Source organism: Paraburkholderia lebeckiae (genome assembly GCF_050436225.1).
Lineage (GTDB): Bacteria > Pseudomonadota > Gammaproteobacteria > Burkholderiales > Burkholderiaceae > Paraburkholderia > Paraburkholderia tuberum.
Window position 1 is genome coordinate 2,567,612 of record NZ_JBNDLU010000002.1, and the last position, 17,214, is coordinate 2,584,825.

Annotated in this window: 16 protein-coding genes and 1 tRNA gene; 3 read left to right on the forward strand and 14 right to left on the reverse strand. The window is 62.5% G+C overall.

Going from position 1 to position 17,214, the window contains the following annotated elements:
• Positions 1-76: 76 nt before the first annotated feature.
• The 13 genes from nuoF to OKW45_RS26470 all read right to left on the reverse strand — a co-directional run bounded on the left by nuoF (position 77) and on the right by OKW45_RS26470 (position 12,104).
• On the reverse strand, positions 77-1,402 hold the full coding sequence (nuoF, locus tag OKW45_RS26410) for an NADH-quinone oxidoreductase subunit NuoF (RefSeq protein WP_429472006.1): 1,326 nt from the start codon (positions 1,400-1,402) through the stop codon (positions 77-79).
• A complete protein-coding gene (gene nuoE / locus OKW45_RS26415; protein WP_018420015.1) occupies positions 1,399-1,884 on the reverse strand; it encodes an NADH-quinone oxidoreductase subunit NuoE in 486 nt (161 codons plus the stop codon). The genes nuoF and nuoE overlap by 4 nt, the downstream gene beginning before the upstream one ends.
• 133 nt (positions 1,885-2,017) lie before the next feature.
• Positions 2,018-3,271: an NADH-quinone oxidoreductase subunit D gene (locus OKW45_RS26420; protein WP_018420014.1), complete on the reverse strand. Its 1,254-nt coding sequence runs from the start codon at positions 3,269-3,271 to the stop codon at positions 2,018-2,020.
• Between the two features lie 9 nt (positions 3,272-3,280).
• On the reverse strand, positions 3,281-3,883 hold the full coding sequence (locus OKW45_RS26425) for an NADH-quinone oxidoreductase subunit C (RefSeq protein ID WP_018420013.1): 603 nt from the start codon (positions 3,881-3,883) through the stop codon (positions 3,281-3,283).
• A gap of 19 nt (positions 3,884-3,902) precedes the next feature.
• Entirely contained in the window at positions 3,903-4,382 is a 480-nt protein-coding gene (locus tag OKW45_RS26430) for a NuoB/complex I 20 kDa subunit family protein (protein ID WP_006052903.1), read from the reverse strand.
• 62 nt (positions 4,383-4,444) lie between these two features.
• The gene (locus tag OKW45_RS26435; protein WP_018420012.1) at positions 4,445-4,804 is read right to left on the reverse strand and encodes an NADH-quinone oxidoreductase subunit A; all 360 of its coding nucleotides are present in this window, start codon (positions 4,802-4,804) and stop codon (positions 4,445-4,447) included.
• Between the two features lie 158 nt (positions 4,805-4,962).
• Positions 4,963-5,047 (reverse strand) — tRNA-Leu (locus OKW45_RS26440).
• A gap of 112 nt (positions 5,048-5,159) precedes the next feature.
• On the reverse strand, positions 5,160-5,528 hold the full coding sequence (gene secG, locus OKW45_RS26445; RefSeq protein ID WP_429473365.1) for a preprotein translocase subunit SecG: 369 nt from the start codon (positions 5,526-5,528) through the stop codon (positions 5,160-5,162).
• 82 nt (positions 5,529-5,610) lie between these two features.
• Positions 5,611-6,387, reverse strand: coding sequence for a triose-phosphate isomerase (tpiA, locus tag OKW45_RS26450; protein ID WP_429472009.1), 777 nt, complete (start codon positions 6,385-6,387; stop codon positions 5,611-5,613).
• 167 nt (positions 6,388-6,554) lie between these two features.
• Entirely contained in the window at positions 6,555-7,571 is a 1,017-nt protein-coding gene (locus tag OKW45_RS26455; protein ID WP_429472011.1) for an NAD(P)H-quinone oxidoreductase, read from the reverse strand.
• A gap of 150 nt (positions 7,572-7,721) precedes the next feature.
• Positions 7,722-9,857 carry a polyribonucleotide nucleotidyltransferase gene (gene pnp / locus OKW45_RS26460; protein WP_429472012.1) on the reverse strand — a complete coding sequence of 712 codons (2,136 nt, stop codon included), beginning with the start codon at positions 9,855-9,857 and terminating at the stop codon, positions 7,722-7,724.
• Positions 9,858-10,202: 345 nt separating this feature from the next.
• Entirely contained in the window at positions 10,203-10,475 is a 273-nt protein-coding gene (rpsO, locus tag OKW45_RS26465; RefSeq protein WP_008920609.1) for a 30S ribosomal protein S15, read from the reverse strand.
• A gap of 204 nt (positions 10,476-10,679) precedes the next feature.
• Positions 10,680-12,104, reverse strand: a complete 1,425-nt coding sequence (locus OKW45_RS26470) for a branched-chain amino acid ABC transporter substrate-binding protein (RefSeq protein WP_429472015.1) — start codon at positions 12,102-12,104, stop codon at positions 10,680-10,682.
• A gap of 188 nt (positions 12,105-12,292) precedes the next feature.
• On the opposite strand from OKW45_RS26470, the gene OKW45_RS26475 reads away from it, so the two are divergent.
• From OKW45_RS26475 to OKW45_RS26485, 3 genes are all read left to right on the forward strand, one after another.
• On the forward strand, positions 12,293-12,844 hold the full coding sequence (locus OKW45_RS26475; RefSeq protein WP_429472017.1) for a hypothetical protein: 552 nt from the start codon (positions 12,293-12,295) through the stop codon (positions 12,842-12,844).
• Between the two features lie 226 nt (positions 12,845-13,070).
• Positions 13,071-13,706 (forward strand): carbonic anhydrase, encoded by a 636-nt coding sequence (locus tag OKW45_RS26480; RefSeq protein WP_018420005.1) that lies wholly within the window; start codon positions 13,071-13,073, stop codon positions 13,704-13,706.
• Positions 13,707-13,749: 43 nt separating this feature from the next.
• Positions 13,750-15,312, forward strand: a complete 1,563-nt coding sequence (locus OKW45_RS26485; protein WP_429472020.1) for a SulP family inorganic anion transporter — start codon at positions 13,750-13,752, stop codon at positions 15,310-15,312.
• Between the two features lie 126 nt (positions 15,313-15,438).
• Here the strand turns inward: OKW45_RS26485 and OKW45_RS26490 are convergent, their stop codons facing one another.
• A complete protein-coding gene (locus OKW45_RS26490) occupies positions 15,439-16,986 on the reverse strand; it encodes a 2-isopropylmalate synthase (RefSeq protein WP_018420003.1) in 1,548 nt (515 codons plus the stop codon).
• Positions 16,987-17,214 lie beyond the last annotated feature (228 nt).

The window sequence follows — 17,214 nt, forward strand, 5'->3', positions numbered from 1 at the left end:
TGAATCCTGCGGTTGAGGTGTTCGTCTGGTAGTTATCCGTCAGCCGAACCTGTCGGGCCGGCTCAGGCAGCCACCGTCACGCAGCCACTGTTTCGGGCGCCGCCGTGCTGGCATGACCGCCGACAAGGCAATGCTTGTGGGCGACGTGATATTCGAATTCGTCCCAGTAGTGCTTGAGCATGCCCCGAACCGGCATAGCGGCCGCATCGCCTAGCGCGCAGATCGTGCGGCCCATGATGTTTTCCGCGACGGAGTTCAGCAGATCCAGATCTTCCTGGCGACCGAGACCATGCTCGATACGATGCACGACGCGATACAGCCAGCCCGTGCCTTCACGGCAAGGCGTGCATTGACCGCACGACTCTTCGTAATAGAAGTAGGACAGGCGCAGCAGCGAGCGCACCATGCAGCGCGTCTCGTCCATCACGATCACCGCGCCCGAGCCGAGCATCGAGCCGGCCTTCGCGATCGAGTCGTAGTCCATGTCGGTCTGCATCATCATCTCGCCCGGAATCACCGGCGCCGACGAACCGCCAGGAATCACAGCCTTGATCTTCTTGCCGCCGCGCATGCCGCCGGCGAGTTCCATCAGCGTCGCGAACGGCGTGCCGAGCGGAATTTCGTAATTTCCCGGACGCTCGACGTCACCCGACACCGAGAAAATCTTCGTGCCGCCGTTGTTCGGCTTGCCGATTTCAAGGTAATTCTGCGGGCCGATGGCGAGCAGGAACGGCACCGCCGCGAACGTTTCGGTGTTGTTGATCGTGGTCGGCTTGCCGTACACGCCAAAGCTCGCTGGGAATGGCGGCTTGAAGCGCGGCTGACCCTTCTTGCCCTCGATCGATTCGAGCAGCGCGGTTTCTTCGCCACAGATGTACGCGCCGTAACCGTGATGCGCATGTAGCTGAAACGAGAAGCCAGAGCCCATGATGTTGTCGCCGAGGAAGTCGGCGCGGCGAGCTTCTTCCAACGCTTCTTCGAAGCGCTTATAGACTTCCCAGATTTCGCCGTGAATATAGTTGTAGCCGACCGTGATGCCCATCGCGTACGCGCCGATCACCATACCTTCGATCAGCGAATGCGGATTGAAGCGCAGAATGTCGCGGTCCTTGAACGTACCCGGCTCGCCCTCGTCCGAATTACAGACGAGGTACTTCTGGCCCGGGAACTGACGCGGCATGAAGCTCCACTTCAGACCAGTCGGGAAGCCCGCGCCGCCGCGGCCGCGCAGACCCGACGCCTTGACGTCGGCGATCACCTGCTCGGGCGCGATCTTTTCTTCCAGGATGCGGCGCAACTGGGCGTAACCGCCGCGAGCCACATAGTCTTCGAGATGCCAGTTGTCGCCGTTCAATCCGGCGAGAATCAGCGGTTTGATGTGACGATCGTGTAAAGACGTCATTTCGAAAGTTCCTCGAGCAGCTGGTCGATCTTCTCGCGGCTCATGAAGCTGCACATGCGTTGGTTGTTCACCAGCATCACCGGCGCGTCGCCGCACGAACCCATGCACTCACCCTCTTTCAGCGTGAATTTGCCATCGGGCGTGGTTTCGCCGAAGTCGATGCCGAGCTTCTGCTTCAGGTATTCAGCGGCGCTTTCGGAACCGCCGTCCGGGCCGAGCTGGCACGGCAGGTTCGTACAGAGCGTGATCTTGAACTTGCCGACTCGCGAGGTCTCATACATCGTGTAGAAGGTCGCTACCTCCTGCACGGCGATTGCCGGCATGCCGAGATAATCCGCGACGAACTGCATGAGTTCGGGCGACAGCCAGCCATGCTCCGTTTGAGCAGTGGCCAACGCCGACATCACGGCGGACTGTTTCTGATCCGCGGGGTACTTTGCGACCGCACGATCGATTTCTTTCAGGCCTTCAGCTGAGATCATTTTCAGACACGACTCTTTCAATTCCTACCGAACGAAAACCTGTCGCTCAAGTCATACTGCGACAGACCCGGCGTTCCTTTGCTTGACCCGCGTGGCGGTGCGACGACCGCAGACGCGCGTCGATGAATACATCCTAGCGATCCACTTCGCCGAACACGATGTCCTGCGTGCCGATGATCGTCACGGCGTCGGCGATCATGTGGCCGCGCGCCATTTCGTCGAGCGCGGACAGGTGCGCATAGCCCGGGGCGCGGATCTTCAAACGATACGGCTTGTTGGCGCCGTCCGAGATCAGATAGATGCCGAACTCGCCCTTCGGATGTTCGACTGCGGCGTACGCCTCGCCTTCGGGCACATGGAAGCCTTCGGTGAACAGCTTGAAGTGGTGGATCAGATCTTCCATGTTCGACTTCATGCCGACGCGCGACGGCGGCGCAACCTTGTGATTGTCCGTCATCACCGGGCCCCGATTTTTGCGCAGCCACTCAATGCACTGTTTCGCGATACGCGTGGACTGGCGCATTTCTTCGACGCGCACCAGATAGCGGTCATAGCAGTCGCCATTCACGCCGACCGGAATGTCGAAGTCGAGCTTGTCATAAACCTCATATGGCTGCTTCTTGCGCAGATCCCACTCGATGCCCGAGCCACGCAGCATCGCGCCGGTCATGCCGAGCTGCAGCGCGCGCTCCGGGCTGACCACGCCGATACCAACCAGACGCTGCTTCCAGATCCGGTTGTCGGTGAGCAGCGTTTCGTATTCGTCGACGCACTTCGGGAAGCGCGTAAAGAAGTCGTCGATGAAGTCGAGCAGCGAACCCTGACGGTTTTCGTTCATCTTCGACAACGCCTTCGCATTGCGAATCTTCGACGCCTTGTATTGCGGCATTGCGTCAGGCAGATCGCGATAGACGCCGCCCGGACGATAGTAGGCCGCGTGCATGCGCGCGCCCGACACCGCCTCGTACACGTCCATCAGGTCTTCGCGCTCGCGGAACGCATACAGGAACACCGCCATCGCACCGACGTCGAGCGCGTGCGAGCCAATCCACATCAGGTGATTCAACACGCGCGTGACTTCGTCGAACAGCACACGAATGTATTGCGCGCGCAGCGGCACGTCGATGCCGAGCAGCTTTTCAATGGCGAGCACGTAGCCGTGCTCGTTGGCCATCATCGACACGTAGTCGAGACGGTCCATGTACGGCACCGACTGGATGAACGTCTTGCTTTCGGCGAGCTTTTCAGTCGCGCGATGCAGCAGACCGATGTGCGGATCGGCGCGTTGGATCACTTCGCCGTCGAGTTCGAGCACGAGACGCAACACACCGTGCGCTGCCGGGTGCTGCGGACCAAAGTTGAGCGTGTAGTTTTTGATCTCTGCCATGACGTTCTCTTAGTGTTTCAGACCGCCATAGTGATCCTCGCGGATCACGCGCGGCGTGATTTCCCGCGGCTCGATCGTCACCGGCTGATAAACGACGCGCTTTTCTTCCGGGTCGTAACGCATCTCGACGTAGCCGGAGACCGGGAAATCCTTGCGGAACGGATGACCGATGAAACCGTAGTCGGTCAGAATGCGGCGCAGGTCCGGGTGACCTTCGAAGACGATGCCGTACAGGTCGAACGCTTCGCGCTCGTACCAGTTGACCGAATTCCAGATATCGACGACGGACGGCAGGATCGGCATGTCGTCGTCCGGCGCGAACACGCGCAGACGCAGACGCCAGTTGTTTTGTACCGACAGCAGATGCAGCACTGCCGCAAAACGCGGGCCGTCGTAAGCCCCTTCGGCATAGGTCTGATAATCGACGCCGCACAGGTCGACACACTGCTCGAAACCGAGCGAGCGATCGTCGCGCAGACGCTTTGCCACGTTGAGGTAGTCGCCGGCCTTGACGACGATCGTCAATTCACCGACCGACTCGGTCAGGCTCAACAGGAGGCCGCCAAAGGCCGCCTCGAGGTTCGCTTTCAGGGTCTCGAGTTTGCTTGCCATATTGTGGGAGGCGTTGGCCTTATTGACGGGCGATGGTGTTGGTGCGGCGAATCTTGGCTTGCAGCTGGATCACGCCATATACCAGCGCTTCCGCGGTGGGCGGACAACCCGGCACGTACACGTCGACCGGGACGATCCGGTCGCAGCCGCGCACCACCGAGTACGAGTAGTGATAATAGCCACCGCCGTTCGCGCATGAGCCCATCGAGATCACCCACCGCGGCTCCGCCATCTGGTCGTAAACCTTGCGCAGAGCGGGCGCCATCTTGTTGCACAGCGTGCCGGCGACGATCATCACGTCCGACTGACGCGGACTCGGACGAAACACCACTCCGAAACGGTCGAGATCATAACGGGCAGCGCCCGCATGCATCATCTCGACCGCGCAGCACGCAAGACCGAACGTCATCGGCCACAGCGAGCCGGTGCGCGTCCAGTTGATCAGTTTGTCCGCCGTAGTGGTGACAAACCCTTCTTTCAAGACCCCTTCGATACTCATTTGCTTTCCACTCCAGACGGGGCGGCAAGCCTGGCCACCCACGCAAACCGGCGATTAATCCATCATTCCCAGTCGAGGCCGCCCTTCTTCCAGATGTAGGCAAAGCCAAGCAGGAATTCGAGCAGGAAAATCATCATCGCCGTGAACCCAGCCCAGCCGATGTCACGCAACGCAACGCCCCACGGGAACAGGAACGCGGTCTCAAGGTCGAAAATGATGAAGAGAATGGCGACGAGGTAGTAGCGCACGTCGAATTTCATGCGCGCATCTTCGAATGCTTCGAAGCCGCACTCGTACGGTGCGTTTTTCTCGGTGTCGGGCTTGTTGGGACCGAGGAGCTTGCCAATACTGACCAGTGCTACGCCTAAACCGGTGCCCACAATAAGGAACAGCAATACGGGGAAATAGGCTGCGAGGTTCAAGACAATCCTCAATCGGTTGGTTCTGAGTGCCGTCAGGAGCATAGCACCCCTGACGCGAAATCACTTCCTCAACGCGCATGACGCAAGCCGTACGGCCATACGCCAGAAGCGAAAATGCCAGCCGAAGCGAAGCAAACGGCTGGCATTTAGATAACATTTGGTGCCGACGGCGAGACTCGAACTCGCACAGCTTTCGCCACTACCCCCTCAAGATAGCGTGTCTACCAATTTCACCACGTCGGCACTATATGCAATCCGGGAAAACAACTTGTAAAACCCGCGAATCGCTTCAAGCTTTGAATTGTAACTTGTTTAAGCGGATTGTTCAACGCACAAGACCACGTCCGCCGAAAATTTATTTCGGCACACCCGTCGCCGGAACCGACGCAGGCGCTGCCGCCGCCGGGGCCGAGCCCGCAGCCGGCGCAGAAGCCGCGACCGGCGCAGTAGCTGCCGCGCCCAGCACGCCTGCCGACGGCTTCACGTGATACGCACCAAGGTAAGTGAGTGCCAGTGTCGTGGCAAAGAACAGCGCTGCGAGCACTGCCGTGGTACGCGACAGAAAGTTCGCCGAACCTGTCGCACCGAACAAGCTACCCGACGCGCCGCTGCCGAAAGCCGCGCCCATATCGGCACCTTTGCCGTGCTGCAGCAACACAAGTCCGATGACCCCGAACGCCGACAACAACTGAACGACGATAATCAATGTTTTCAAATACAGCATCACACCCACCTGAGTCTTTATTTAACCGCGCCGCACACTGTGTGTTGCGCGAAATGGAGCCATCCTCGCCGCGACGCCCAGCCTAACCAGCCACGCTGGTCGCGGCGGCCGCCTTGCAGATCGCAAGGAAATCCTGATCTTTCAACGACGCGCCGCCGATCAGGCCGCCGTCGATATCGAGCTGACGGAACAGTTCTTCCGCGTTGTCCGGCTTAACGCTGCCACCGTATAGCAACGGCACATCCGCCGCACCCTTGGCCGTGAGACGTGCGCGCAGGAATCCATGCACGGCCTGCGCCTGTGCCGCCGATGCGCTCTTGCCGGTGCCAATTGCCCACACCGGCTCATACGCGACGACGAGGCGAGCCGCTTCCTGAGCCGACAGCTTCGCGAGCACCTCGTCGAGCTGACCGCCGACGACCTGCTCGGTCCAACCAGCTTCGCGTTCTTCGAGCGTTTCGCCGACGCACACGATCGGCGTCAAACCCGCCTCGAGCACACGCTGCGCTTTCACCGCGACCAGTTCGGCGCTTTCGCGGTGATACGCGCGGCGCTCCGAGTGCCCGACGATCGCAAACGTGGCGCCGAAGTCCGTCACCATCGGCGCAGCCACTTCGCCGGTATAGGCGCCATGCGTGAACGCGGACACGTCCTGCACGCCCCACACGACCGGGCTGCCTTCGAGCAGCGACTGAGTCTGCCCGAGATAGAGGCTCGGCACGCACACACCGACGCGCACGTCGGGCGGCAGTTCACTGGCGCCCTGTGCCACTGCCTGCAACAACGCGGCGTTCGCGGCGAGCCGCCCATGCATCTTCCAGTTACCGACTACCAGTTTGGCTCGTTGTTGATTCGACATCGTCTCGTATTGTCCTGTCTTGCCAGTCCGGCCTACTCTGCCGGCGGACTTCGCTCGCGCCTCGCTGCAGTTTGTTCCTGCGCTCGCGGCCCGCCCGTCGGATTGATCCGGCGCGCGCAAAACGCGCAATTTTACTGCGTGGGGTGGATCGGGTCAAACCGATGATGTCAAGCCTCCTGACCCCACGTCAACACGATCTTGCCGACGTGCGTGCCGCTTTCCATCAGCGCATGCGCGTCGGCAGCCTGGGCGGCCGGAAACACGCGATGCACGACCGGCTTGATGCGCCCAGCTTCGAGATGCGGCCACACGCGCTCCTTCAGTTGCGCGGCGATCTGCGCCTTGAACTCGATCGGCCGTGGTCGCAGCGTCGAACCGGTAACCGTCAGACGGCGGCGCAACACTTCGTTCAGGTTCAGCTCCGCCTTCGCGCCGCCGAGCAGCGCAATTAGTACGATACGGCCACCGTCGGCGAGAGCCGACAATTCGCGCGGCACGTAGCTGCCTGCCACCATGTCGAGGATCACGTCCACGCCGCGATCGTTGGTCAGCGACTTGATGACTTCGACGAAATCTTCAGTCCTGTAGTTGATCGCGCGTTCGGCGCCGAGCGCTTCGCACGCGCGGCACTTTTCGTCCGAGCCCGCGGTCGCGAACACACGGAAGCCGAGCGCATGCGCAATCTGGATCGCCGTCACGCCGATGCCGCTCGAACCACCCTGCACGAGCAGCGTTTCATTCGCACCGCCCTCGCCCTGGCCGAGCTGCGCGCGATTGAAGACGTTGCTCCACACCGTGAAAAAAGTCTCAGGCAGCGAAGCCGCTTCGATATCCGACAACCCCGCCGGCACGGGCAGGCATTGCAGCAGTGGCGCAGTCGCAAATTCCGCGTAGCCGCCGCCCGCGAGCAGCGCACACACGCGATCGCCGATCTTCAGACCGAACGGGTTGTTCTTCGCGTCGATCGTGCCACCGACGATCTCGCCCGCCACCTCCAGCCCCGGCAGATCCGACGCTCCCGGCGGCGGCGCATAGCCGCCCTTGCGCTGAAACACGTCCGGACGATTGATGCCGGATGCCGCCACCTTGATCAGCACCTCGCCAGTCTTGAGCTGCGGCGTCGGACGCTCCGCCAGCTTGAGGACTTCCGGCGCACCGAATTCAGTGATTTCGATCGCTTTCATCTGCGTCAACTCCAAGATTGGATTGCGTTACCTACCCGTTGCTGCCGTCTGCCGTAGCGCCGCGCTGCGATTCGAATGCGCAACGCAATCCATCCTGCATGAAAAACGGCCGGCGCGCATGACACGGCCGGCCGTTTGTCCGCTACCGCCTTACTGCGGCGTCGGCTCGCCTTGCTCCGCGTCGTTCAGCAATGCCTTCGCCGACAGACGCACACGACCCTTCTCGTCCGTCTGGATGACCTTGACCTTCACCTGCTGGCCATCCTTCAGATAGTCGTTGATGTCCTTGATGCGCTCGTTCGCGATCTCGGAGATATGCAGCAGACCATCCTTACCCGGCAGGATGTTCACGATCGCGCCGAAGTCGAGCAGCTTGAGCACGGTGCCTTCGTACACCTGGCCCACTTCGACTTCCATCGTGATCGCTTCGATACGACGCTTCGCTTCGGCCATGCCTTCGCTGTTCGTGCTCGCGATCGTGACGACGCCGTCGTCGGAAATGTCGATCGTCGTGCCGGTTTCTTCGGTGAGCGCGCGGATCACCGAGCCGCCCTTGCCGATCACGTCGCGAATTTTTTCCGGGTTGATCTTGATCGTGATCATGCGCGGTGCGAACTCCGACAGTTGGGTGTTCGCGCCAGCCACGGCCGAGGTCATCTTGCCGAGGATGTGCATGCGGCCTTCCTTCGCCTGCGCGAGCGCGACCTGCATGATTTCCTTCGTGATGCCCTGAATCTTGATGTCCATCTGCAGCGCGGTCACGCCTTGTTCCGTACCCGCGACCTTGAAGTCCATGTCGCCGAGATGATCTTCGTCGCCGAGAATGTCGGTCAAGACCGCGAAGCGATTACCTTCGAGGATCAGGCCCATCGCGATACCGGCGACGTGCGCCTTCATCGGCACGCCGGCGTCCATCAGCGCGAGGCAGCCGCCGCACACCGAAGCCATCGACGACGAACCGTTCGACTCGGTGATTTCCGACACGACGCGGATCGAGTAGCCGAATTCGTCGGCGCTCGGCAGGCACGCGACGAGCGCGCGCTTGGCGAGACGGCCGTGACCGATTTCACGGCGCTTCGGCGAACCGACGCGACCTGTTTCGCCGGTCGCGAACGGAGGCATGTTGTAGTGGAGCATGAAGCGTTCGCGATACTCGCCTTCGAGCGCGTCGATGTTTTGCTCGTCGCCCTTCGTGCCGAGCGTCGCGACCACCATCGCCTGCGTCTCGCCGCGCGTGAACAGCGCCGAGCCGTGGGTACGCGGCAGCACGCCGGTGCGGATTTCGATCGGACGCACGGTGCGCGTGTCGCGCCCGTCGATACGCGGCTCGCCGTTCAGGATCTGCGTACGGACGATCTTCGCTTCGATGTCGAACAGCACGTTGCCGACCGATGCCTTGTCGGCCGCCACGGTGCCCGCTGCCGCCGCTTCTTCCTCGAGCCTTGCCGAGGTCGCCGCGTAGACTTCCTTCAGCTTGGTCGAGCGAGCCTGCTTGTCGCGGATCTGGTACGCGGCGAGCAGTTCGGCTTGCGCAAATTCGGTCACGCGCGCGATCAGCGCTTCGTTCTTCGCGGCCGGCTGCCAGTCCCACTCGGGCTTGCCGCCTTCGCGGACCAGTTCGTGGATCGCGTCGATCGCGGTCTGCATCTGTTCATGACCGAACACGACGGCACCGAGCATCACTTCTTCGCTCAATTGCTGCGCTTCCGATTCGACCATCAGCACCGCGCGTTCCGTGCCGGCGACGACGAGGTCGAGCGCCGATTCCTTCATCTGCGGACGCGTCGGGTTCAGCACGTATTCGTTGTTGATGTAGGCCACGCGCGCCGCGCCGACCGGGCCGTTGAACGGCAGACCGGACACCGCGAGCGCCGCCGAGGCGCCGATCAGCGCAGGGATGTCGGCGGGGATTTCCGGATTCAGCGACAGCACGTGAATCACGACCTGCACTTCGTTGTAGAAGCCTTCCGGGAAGAGCGGACGCAGCGGACGGTCGATCAGGCGCGAGATCAGCGTCTCGCCTTCCGACGGACGGCCTTCGCGGCGGAAGAAGCCGCCCGGGATCTTGCCGGCGGCGTAGGTCTTTTCGATGTAATCGACGGTGAGCGGGAAGAAGTCCTGGCCCGGCTTCGCGGTCTTCGCGCCGACCACGGTGGCGAGCACCACGGTATCTTCGACGTCGACGATCACCGCGCCGCCCGCCTGGCGAGCGACTTCACCGGTTTCGAGGCGAACGTTGTGCTGCCCCCACTTAAACTCTTTGACGATCTTATTGAACATAGTCATTGCTTTTCCTCATCGTAATGCCGCGCGGACCGGAGCGGCGCGGCAACGCCAAGCCGGCGCCGCATGGGAAGAGTCGTGCTATGCCATTCCAGAGAGTCACGTGCTGCGACTGCGCGCGAACCGCTGGAATGACACAAAACTCCGCCCTGAAGCCCGGCCTTGTTTCCTGTTACTGCTTCTTCTACTGCTGTTCTGCTACTCCTACTGCGCTTCCCCGTAGACGCCGCGCGAACCGGCATACGCCGAGGATCACCGGCGGTGCGCGTTACACGAAGCGCGCCGCGCAAAAACAAAATGCCTGTATCAGCGAAACTGACACAGGCATCTTGCTGAACGAATGGCCGATTACTTACGCAGACCCAGCTTCTCGATCAGGCTGCGGTAACGATCCGCGTCCTTACCCTTCAGGTAGTCGAGCAACTTGCGACGGCGGCTCACCATGCGCAGCAGACCACGGCGGCTGTGGTGATCCTTCGTGTGCTCCTTGAAGTGGGAGGTCAGTTCGTTGATACGGGTCGTGAGCAGCGCGACCTGAACTTCGGGGGAGCCGGTGTCGTTGGCTGCGCGTGCGAATTGCGCGACGACTTCGGACTTCTTGCTTGCTTCAACTGCGGACATGTCAATTTCCTTGATAACTGGACAGGCGGTCACGGAAGAAAGGCCGTGCCGTGGGATACCCGTTTCACAATTTACTGAGTCCCGTTCGTGGCTGAATTAACTGAATCAGAACCCAGCCCAACAACGGGACGCGTATTGTAGCACAGCCGATTCCGGCCGCGAACCCCGTGCCAGCAAGGCGGATCGAGTGTCGCTCGCGGGCGCTCAGGGGCGCCGCATCCGGCAGACCGTCGGCAATAGTGTGCGCTCGGCTGGTAGCGCCAGCACCGTGCGAAAGCCATAGCCCGACCCTTCGTTATCGAAATGCACGCCGGGTGTGCCGGCTTTGTCCATCTGCATCACGTAGAGGGGTTGGATCAGCTGATGGTCATCGGCGCGCATCCACGATGCGTGAAGAGCGTTGTCGAAGCGGATGCCCTCGAGCGCTTTCGCGACCGCCGTCGGATCGGCGCTGCCGGCGCGGCTCATCGCGACGGCGAGCGTTTCGATCATCAGTGGCATGCGCAGCACCGGATAGTCGTCCTGGGCGGCCGGAAAGCGCGCGCGGAATGCCGCATACCACGCGTCGGAGGCCGCGCCACCGACATTCGGATGCCACTCGGCCACCGCGATCACGCGACCCACGCCTGCTTCGCCAAGCGCGGCCGGCGCGCCGAGGCTGTTGCCGTAGAACGTGTAGAACTTCGTGTCGAGGCCCTGCTCGCGCGCCGCCTTCACGAGCAGCGTCAGGTCGTTGCCCCAGTTGCCGGTGATCACGGCGTCCGCGCCGCTCGCGCGGATCTTCGCGATGTACGGCGCGAAATCCTTCACGCGGCCGATCGGGTGAAATTCGTCGCCGACCACCGCGATGTCGGGACGCTTCGCCGCGAGCGTCGAACGCGCGTGGCTGCTCACGTCGTGTCCGAAGCTGTAATCCTGGTTCAGCAGGTACACCTTTTTCACCGCCTTGTCGCGCTCGATCACCTCGGCGAGCGCGGCCATCCGCATGCCGGCGTGCGCGTCGAAGCGGAAGTGCCAGAAGCTGCAGTCCGCGTTGGTGAGCGCGGGGTCGTCGGCGGAGTAGTTGAGGAACAGTTCGCGGTTGTCCGGCTCGCGACTGTTCTGCTTCTCGATCGCGCCGATCAGCGCCGCGGCGACCGCCGAGCTATTGCCCTGCAGGATGTAGCCGATATGGCGATCCGCGGCCGCGCGCAATTGCGTCAGCGCTTCCTCCGTGCTGCCCTTGCTGTCGAGCACGACGAGTTCGAACGGATGCGCGCCGTCCGCGAGCTCCACGCCGCCGTGAGCGTTGACCTGCTCGATACCAAAACGCAGATTGCGCTCGACCGCCGCGCCCGCGTTCGCGAACGGGCCGGACATGCCTTCGATCAGCGCGAGCTGGATTGGCTTGCCGGTGAGTTTGCCGGCCGGCAGGCTCGCGGACTTGCTTGCGTGATTACCGGCCGGGCTTGTCGCCAGCGTGGCCGCGCGGCTCCCCGGCTTGCCGGTGGCCGGAACGGTCCCCTGCGCGGACGCCTGACTCGCGCCCGTCGACGCCGGATTCGCCGCCTCAGCCACGCCAACTCCCGCCGCCGCCATCGAAATCGCCGTCAGCGCAACCGCCGCCGCCCCTCGCCACATCGCCGTCATGGTCGTCCCGCCTGAATCTTCGAAGCGCGGATCATAGGATGACGCGCACGGAATAGGCAAGCCGGCGCATCCGTTACCGTTTGGTGGCGACGCATGTTCAGGCAACGCCGTTCTTTCGCCACAGCGCGTGTCAAAATAGTGCGTTTTCGATGATAAGAACCGCTATTCAAACGCCATCGGAGGAATACATGCCGAACCGCCACAACCCCACGGCGGCTGCTATCACAGCCCCGGCCGGCGCCAGTCTGCGCCGCGCCGCGCTCGTTTGCCTGAGCGTGCTCGCGCTCGCCGGCTGCGCCCAGCCGTGGCAGCAGTATCAACCGGGAGCGGACGCATCGACGGTTATCACGCGCCTCGGCCCGCCGCGCGAAACCTATGATCTGCCCGACGGCGGCAAGCGTCTGATGTGGCCGACCCAACCAATGGGCGAAACCACCACCGCCGCCGACATCGACGCGGCCGGCAAGATCATCAACATGCGCCAGGTGCTGCAGCCCAACGAGTTCTACCGCGCCGAGATCGGCAAATGGACGCGCGGCGACGTGCTGGTGAACTTCGGCCGCCCGGTCGAAACGTCGTACTTCCCGTTGATGAGGCGCGAGGTCTGGACCTATCGCTATCTCGAAGACAACGTCTGGTACATGTTGTACAACTTCTACTTCGATGACCAGGGCATCTTGCGCCTCACGCAGAAGACCCCCGACCCGCTGCACGACCCTGACCGCCGCAATCTGTTCTGAGCACTGAGCGCCCTCTTCGGAAGAAGCACCAAATCTCAAAAAAGCCGCCTTCCATAGGCGGCTTTTTTATTGCTTAAGCATAAAACAGAATTTTATCCTGCTTACGTCAATAATTTTGCGAAAGAAAGGTTATTGTAAACACCGTTCGGGCACCGGCTCGCAATCACGTGCAGACACGCTTTCGGTCCGGTGCCAGCTCAATTGCCTCTCATACGGAGTTGCTACGATGAACCGACCCAAACACCTGCTGGTCGCCAACGTCGCGTGGGCCCATGAAACCGCGACGCGTAATCCGGCATTTTTTCGCGACCTGATGCGCGGACAGAATCCGCACATTCTGTGGATCGGCTGCGCGGACAGCCGCGTGCCCGCCGAAACGATCACGCATTGCGAGCCCGGCGATCTGTTCGTCCATCGCAACATCGCCAACCTGTTTCATCCCGGCGACGACAACGTCGCGAGCGTCCTTGAATACGCAGTGCGGGTGCTCAAGGTCGGCCATGTGATCGTCTGCGGCCACTATGGCTGCGGCGGCGTGCGCGCCGCGCTGCTGCCGCCGGACCCCGCGCTTCCCCATGTGAACCGCCGTATCGCGCCGCTCTGCGCACTCGCCAAAACGCATCACTCGGAGCTGGACGGCGCGGCGACCGAGCCGGATCGCGTCAATCGCCTCGCCGAGCTGAACGTGCTCGAACAGGTGCGGCAGCTACGGGCGAGCCCGATCGTGCACGAGGCTGAGCCGGCGCCGCTCGTGCACGGCTGGATCTTTGCGCTCGACGACGGGCGCATCAAGGTTCTCACCTCCGGCTATACCGCCGACGACGCGATGACCTGCACGACCGCCGCGCACAGCGCGGCCTAGCGAAGCGCGTCGCCCATCGTCCCACCTCTCGCTCTTCGACACCATGGATAATCAAACCTCTTTTTCCGCGCTCCAGAGCGACGTGCTCGCCGGAACGGCCGTTTTTCTGGTGGCCTTGCCGCTATGCCTCGGCATTGCTCACGCATCGGGCGTCGACCCGTTTGCCGGACTGGTGTCCGGCATCATTGGCGGGCTCGTGGTTGCCGCGCTGAGCGGCTCGCGTCTGAGCGTGAGCGGGCCGGCCGCGGGCCTCGTCGTGATCGTCGTCGACGGCATCGCACGGCTTGGCGGCTTTTCCGCTTTCCTGCTGGCCGTACTGCTGTCGGGCGTCATCCAGTTCGCCTTCGGCATGCTCAAGGCCGGCCGGTTCGCCGCCTACGTGCCGTCGCCGGTAATCAAGGGGATGCTCGCCGCCATCGGCGTGCTGTTGATCCTCAAGCAGTTTCCCGTTGCGCTGGGGCTATCCGGCGCCGCCGACTCCGTCCAGTCGGCGGCGGCGGTCGCAACGCCGCTCGGCCCAATCTCACTGACCGCCGCGCTGATCACACTGCTGTCGCTCGCGATCCTCGCCGGCTGGGAAACACGCGCGCTGCGCCGCTTCGCTGTCGTGCGCATCATGCCCGCGCCGCTCGCGGTGGTGCTGCTCGGCATCGGCGCGACGCTCACCCTCAATCTCGTCGCGCCATCGTTGGCACCGCCCGCCGAAGGGCGGGTCGCGTTGCCGTCGCTGGAATCGTTCGCGGCACTGCAGGCCGTGCTCGGGTCGGCCGACTTCGGCCCACGGTTCGCTCAGCTCATCAATCCCGACATATGGCGCGTTGCGATCACGATCGCCATCCTCGCAAGTCTCGAAACGCTACTGAGCCTCGAAGCGGTCGAACAAATCGATCCGGAGCGCCGCCGCGCGCCTCCCGATCGCGAGCTGAAGGCGCAGGGCGTGGGCAATCTGATCGCGGGTGCGATCGGCGGCCTGCCGATCACCGCGGTGATCGTGCGTAGCTCCGCGAACGTCCATGCCGGCGCAAAAAGCCGACTCTCGGCGATCGTTCACGGCGTGTTGCTTCTCGTTAGCGTGTTCGCGCTCACGAGCGTGATCAACCTGATCCCGCTCGCCTGCCTTGCCGCGATCCTGATCTTCACCGGGTTCAAACTCGCCAAGCCGTCGTTGTTCGCCGGGCTCGCGCGGCAGGGATTCGCGCCGTTCGCACCATTTATCGTCACAGTCGTCGGTGTGCTCGTCACCGATCTGCTGATCGGTATCGTGCTCGGCATCCTGTGCAGCATGCTGTTCGCGCTGTACGCAAACCTGCGCGGCCCGATCGTGCTCGCGCAGCATGGCGATCACTACCTGCTGTCGTTTCGCAAGGACGTGTCGTTTCTCGGCAAGGTGCCGCTCAAGCACTATCTGCAGCAGATTCCGGATGGCGCCACCGTCATCGTCGATGCGACACGCGCCGATTTCGTCGATCACGACGTGCGCGAACTGCTGGACGCGTTCGTCGCCGATGCGCCTCGCCGTGGGATTACCGTCGACGTCAGATTTCAGGTCCGCGAGCAGGCCCGCGCAACGCGCGGCTGGTCGCTGCGGCGCACGACGGCGGAGTAGTTTCGTCATATCGCGCCGCCGCAACTGCGCGATGACGGCAGAAAAAAGACCCGTGTGCCGCGCACCACGGGGCTTCTCCTCCGATCCACACAAGCGATCGCGCGCTACCGGCGCGCCATGCTCGCGTTACTCCGAGCGCTGCGGATTCACCTTGTCCGCATTCGAATACAGCTTGTTGAGCGCCGAAAAATATGCCTTCGCGGATGCCGCGACGATATCCGGATCAGTGCCCGTGCCGTTGACGATGCGCCCGCTCTTCGACAACCGCACGGTCACTTCGCCCTGCGCCTGCGTGCCTGTCGTGATCGCGTTGACCGAGTACAGCAGCAGTTCGGAGCCGCTGCCCACTTCCGTTTCGATCGCGTTGAGGGTGGCGTCGACCGGTCCGTTGCCGCGCGCTTCGCCGGTGATCTCTTTACCCTCTACCGAGAACACGACCTTCGCGTGCGGCTGCTCGCCGGTTTCGGAATGCTGCGACATCGACAGAAACTTGTAGTGCTCCTTCTCGTGCGCTTCCGCCGATTCCTCGTTGACGATGGCGATGATGTCTTCGTCGAAGATCTCCGCCTTGCGATCGGCGAGTTCCTTGAAGCGCGCGAACGCGGTGTTCAGTTCGGCTTCGCTGTCGAGCGCGATGCCAAGCTCCTGCAGACGCTGTTTGAACGCATTGCGGCCCGACAGCTTGCCGAGCACGATCTTGTTCGCGGCCCAACCCACGTCTTCCGCGCGCATGATTTCGTAGGTATCGCGCGCCTTCAGGACGCCATCCTGATGGATGCCCGACGCGTGCGCGAAAGCGTTCGCGCCGACCACGGCCTTGTTCGGCTGCACGACGAAGCCAGTGATCTGCGACACGAGCTTCGAGGCCGGCACGATCTGAGTCGTGTCGAGGCCGACGTCGAGTCCGAAGTAATCCTTGCGGGTCTTCACTGCCATCACGATTTCTTCGAGCGACGTATTGCCCGCGCGCTCGCCGAGACCGTTGATCGTGCATTCGACCTGGCGCGCGCCGCCAATCTGCACGCCGGCGAGCGAATTCGCGACCGCCATGCCGAGGTCATTGTGGCAATGCACGGAGAACACCGCCTTGTGCGAGTTGGGAATGCGCTCGCGCAGCGTCTTCACGAGTTGGCCATAGAGTTCCGGCACGCCGTAGCCGACGGTGTCCGCGATGTTGATCGTGGTAGCGCCCTCGGCGATCACCGCTTCCAGCACGCGGCACAGGAAGTCCAAATCCGAGCGGCTGCCGTCTTCCGGCGAGAATTCGACGTCGTCGGTGAACTTGCGCGCAAAACGCACCGCAAGCCTGGCTTGCTCGAATACCTGTTCGGGCGTCATCCGCAGCTTCTTCTCCATGTGCAGTGGCGACGTCGCGATGAACGTGTGGATGCGGAAATGATCGGCCGGCTTCAGTGCGTCGGCGGCCTTCTGTATGTCCTTGTCGTTCGCACGCGCAAGCGAGCAGATCGTGCTGTCCTTCACGAGGCCGGCGATCGTATGGATCGCGTCGAAGTCGCCGTTCGAGCTGGCCGCGAAGCCCGCTTCGATCACGTCGACTTTCATCCGTTCGAGTTGCCTGGCGATGCGGATCTTCTCTTCCTTCGTCATCGACGCGCCGGGCGATTGCTCGCCGTCACGCAGCGTGGTGTCGAAAATGATCAGTTTGTCGGACATGTCGGGCCTCCTCGGGAGTCGTTCAGATGTGGGACTTGGTTTTGGAATGGGACGATGGGCGCCGCCGCTGGCAAGGTAGGGCGATCACGATGATCGCGGCCAGTGCGGACGGAACGCAAAATCGCATAAGGGCGTGAACGAAGCATGATGGCGCGGCGCAGCGAACGGCCTCGCCGACCCGGCAAAATCGGCCACGCCCACGCACTGATCCGACGACTATAGCGGCAT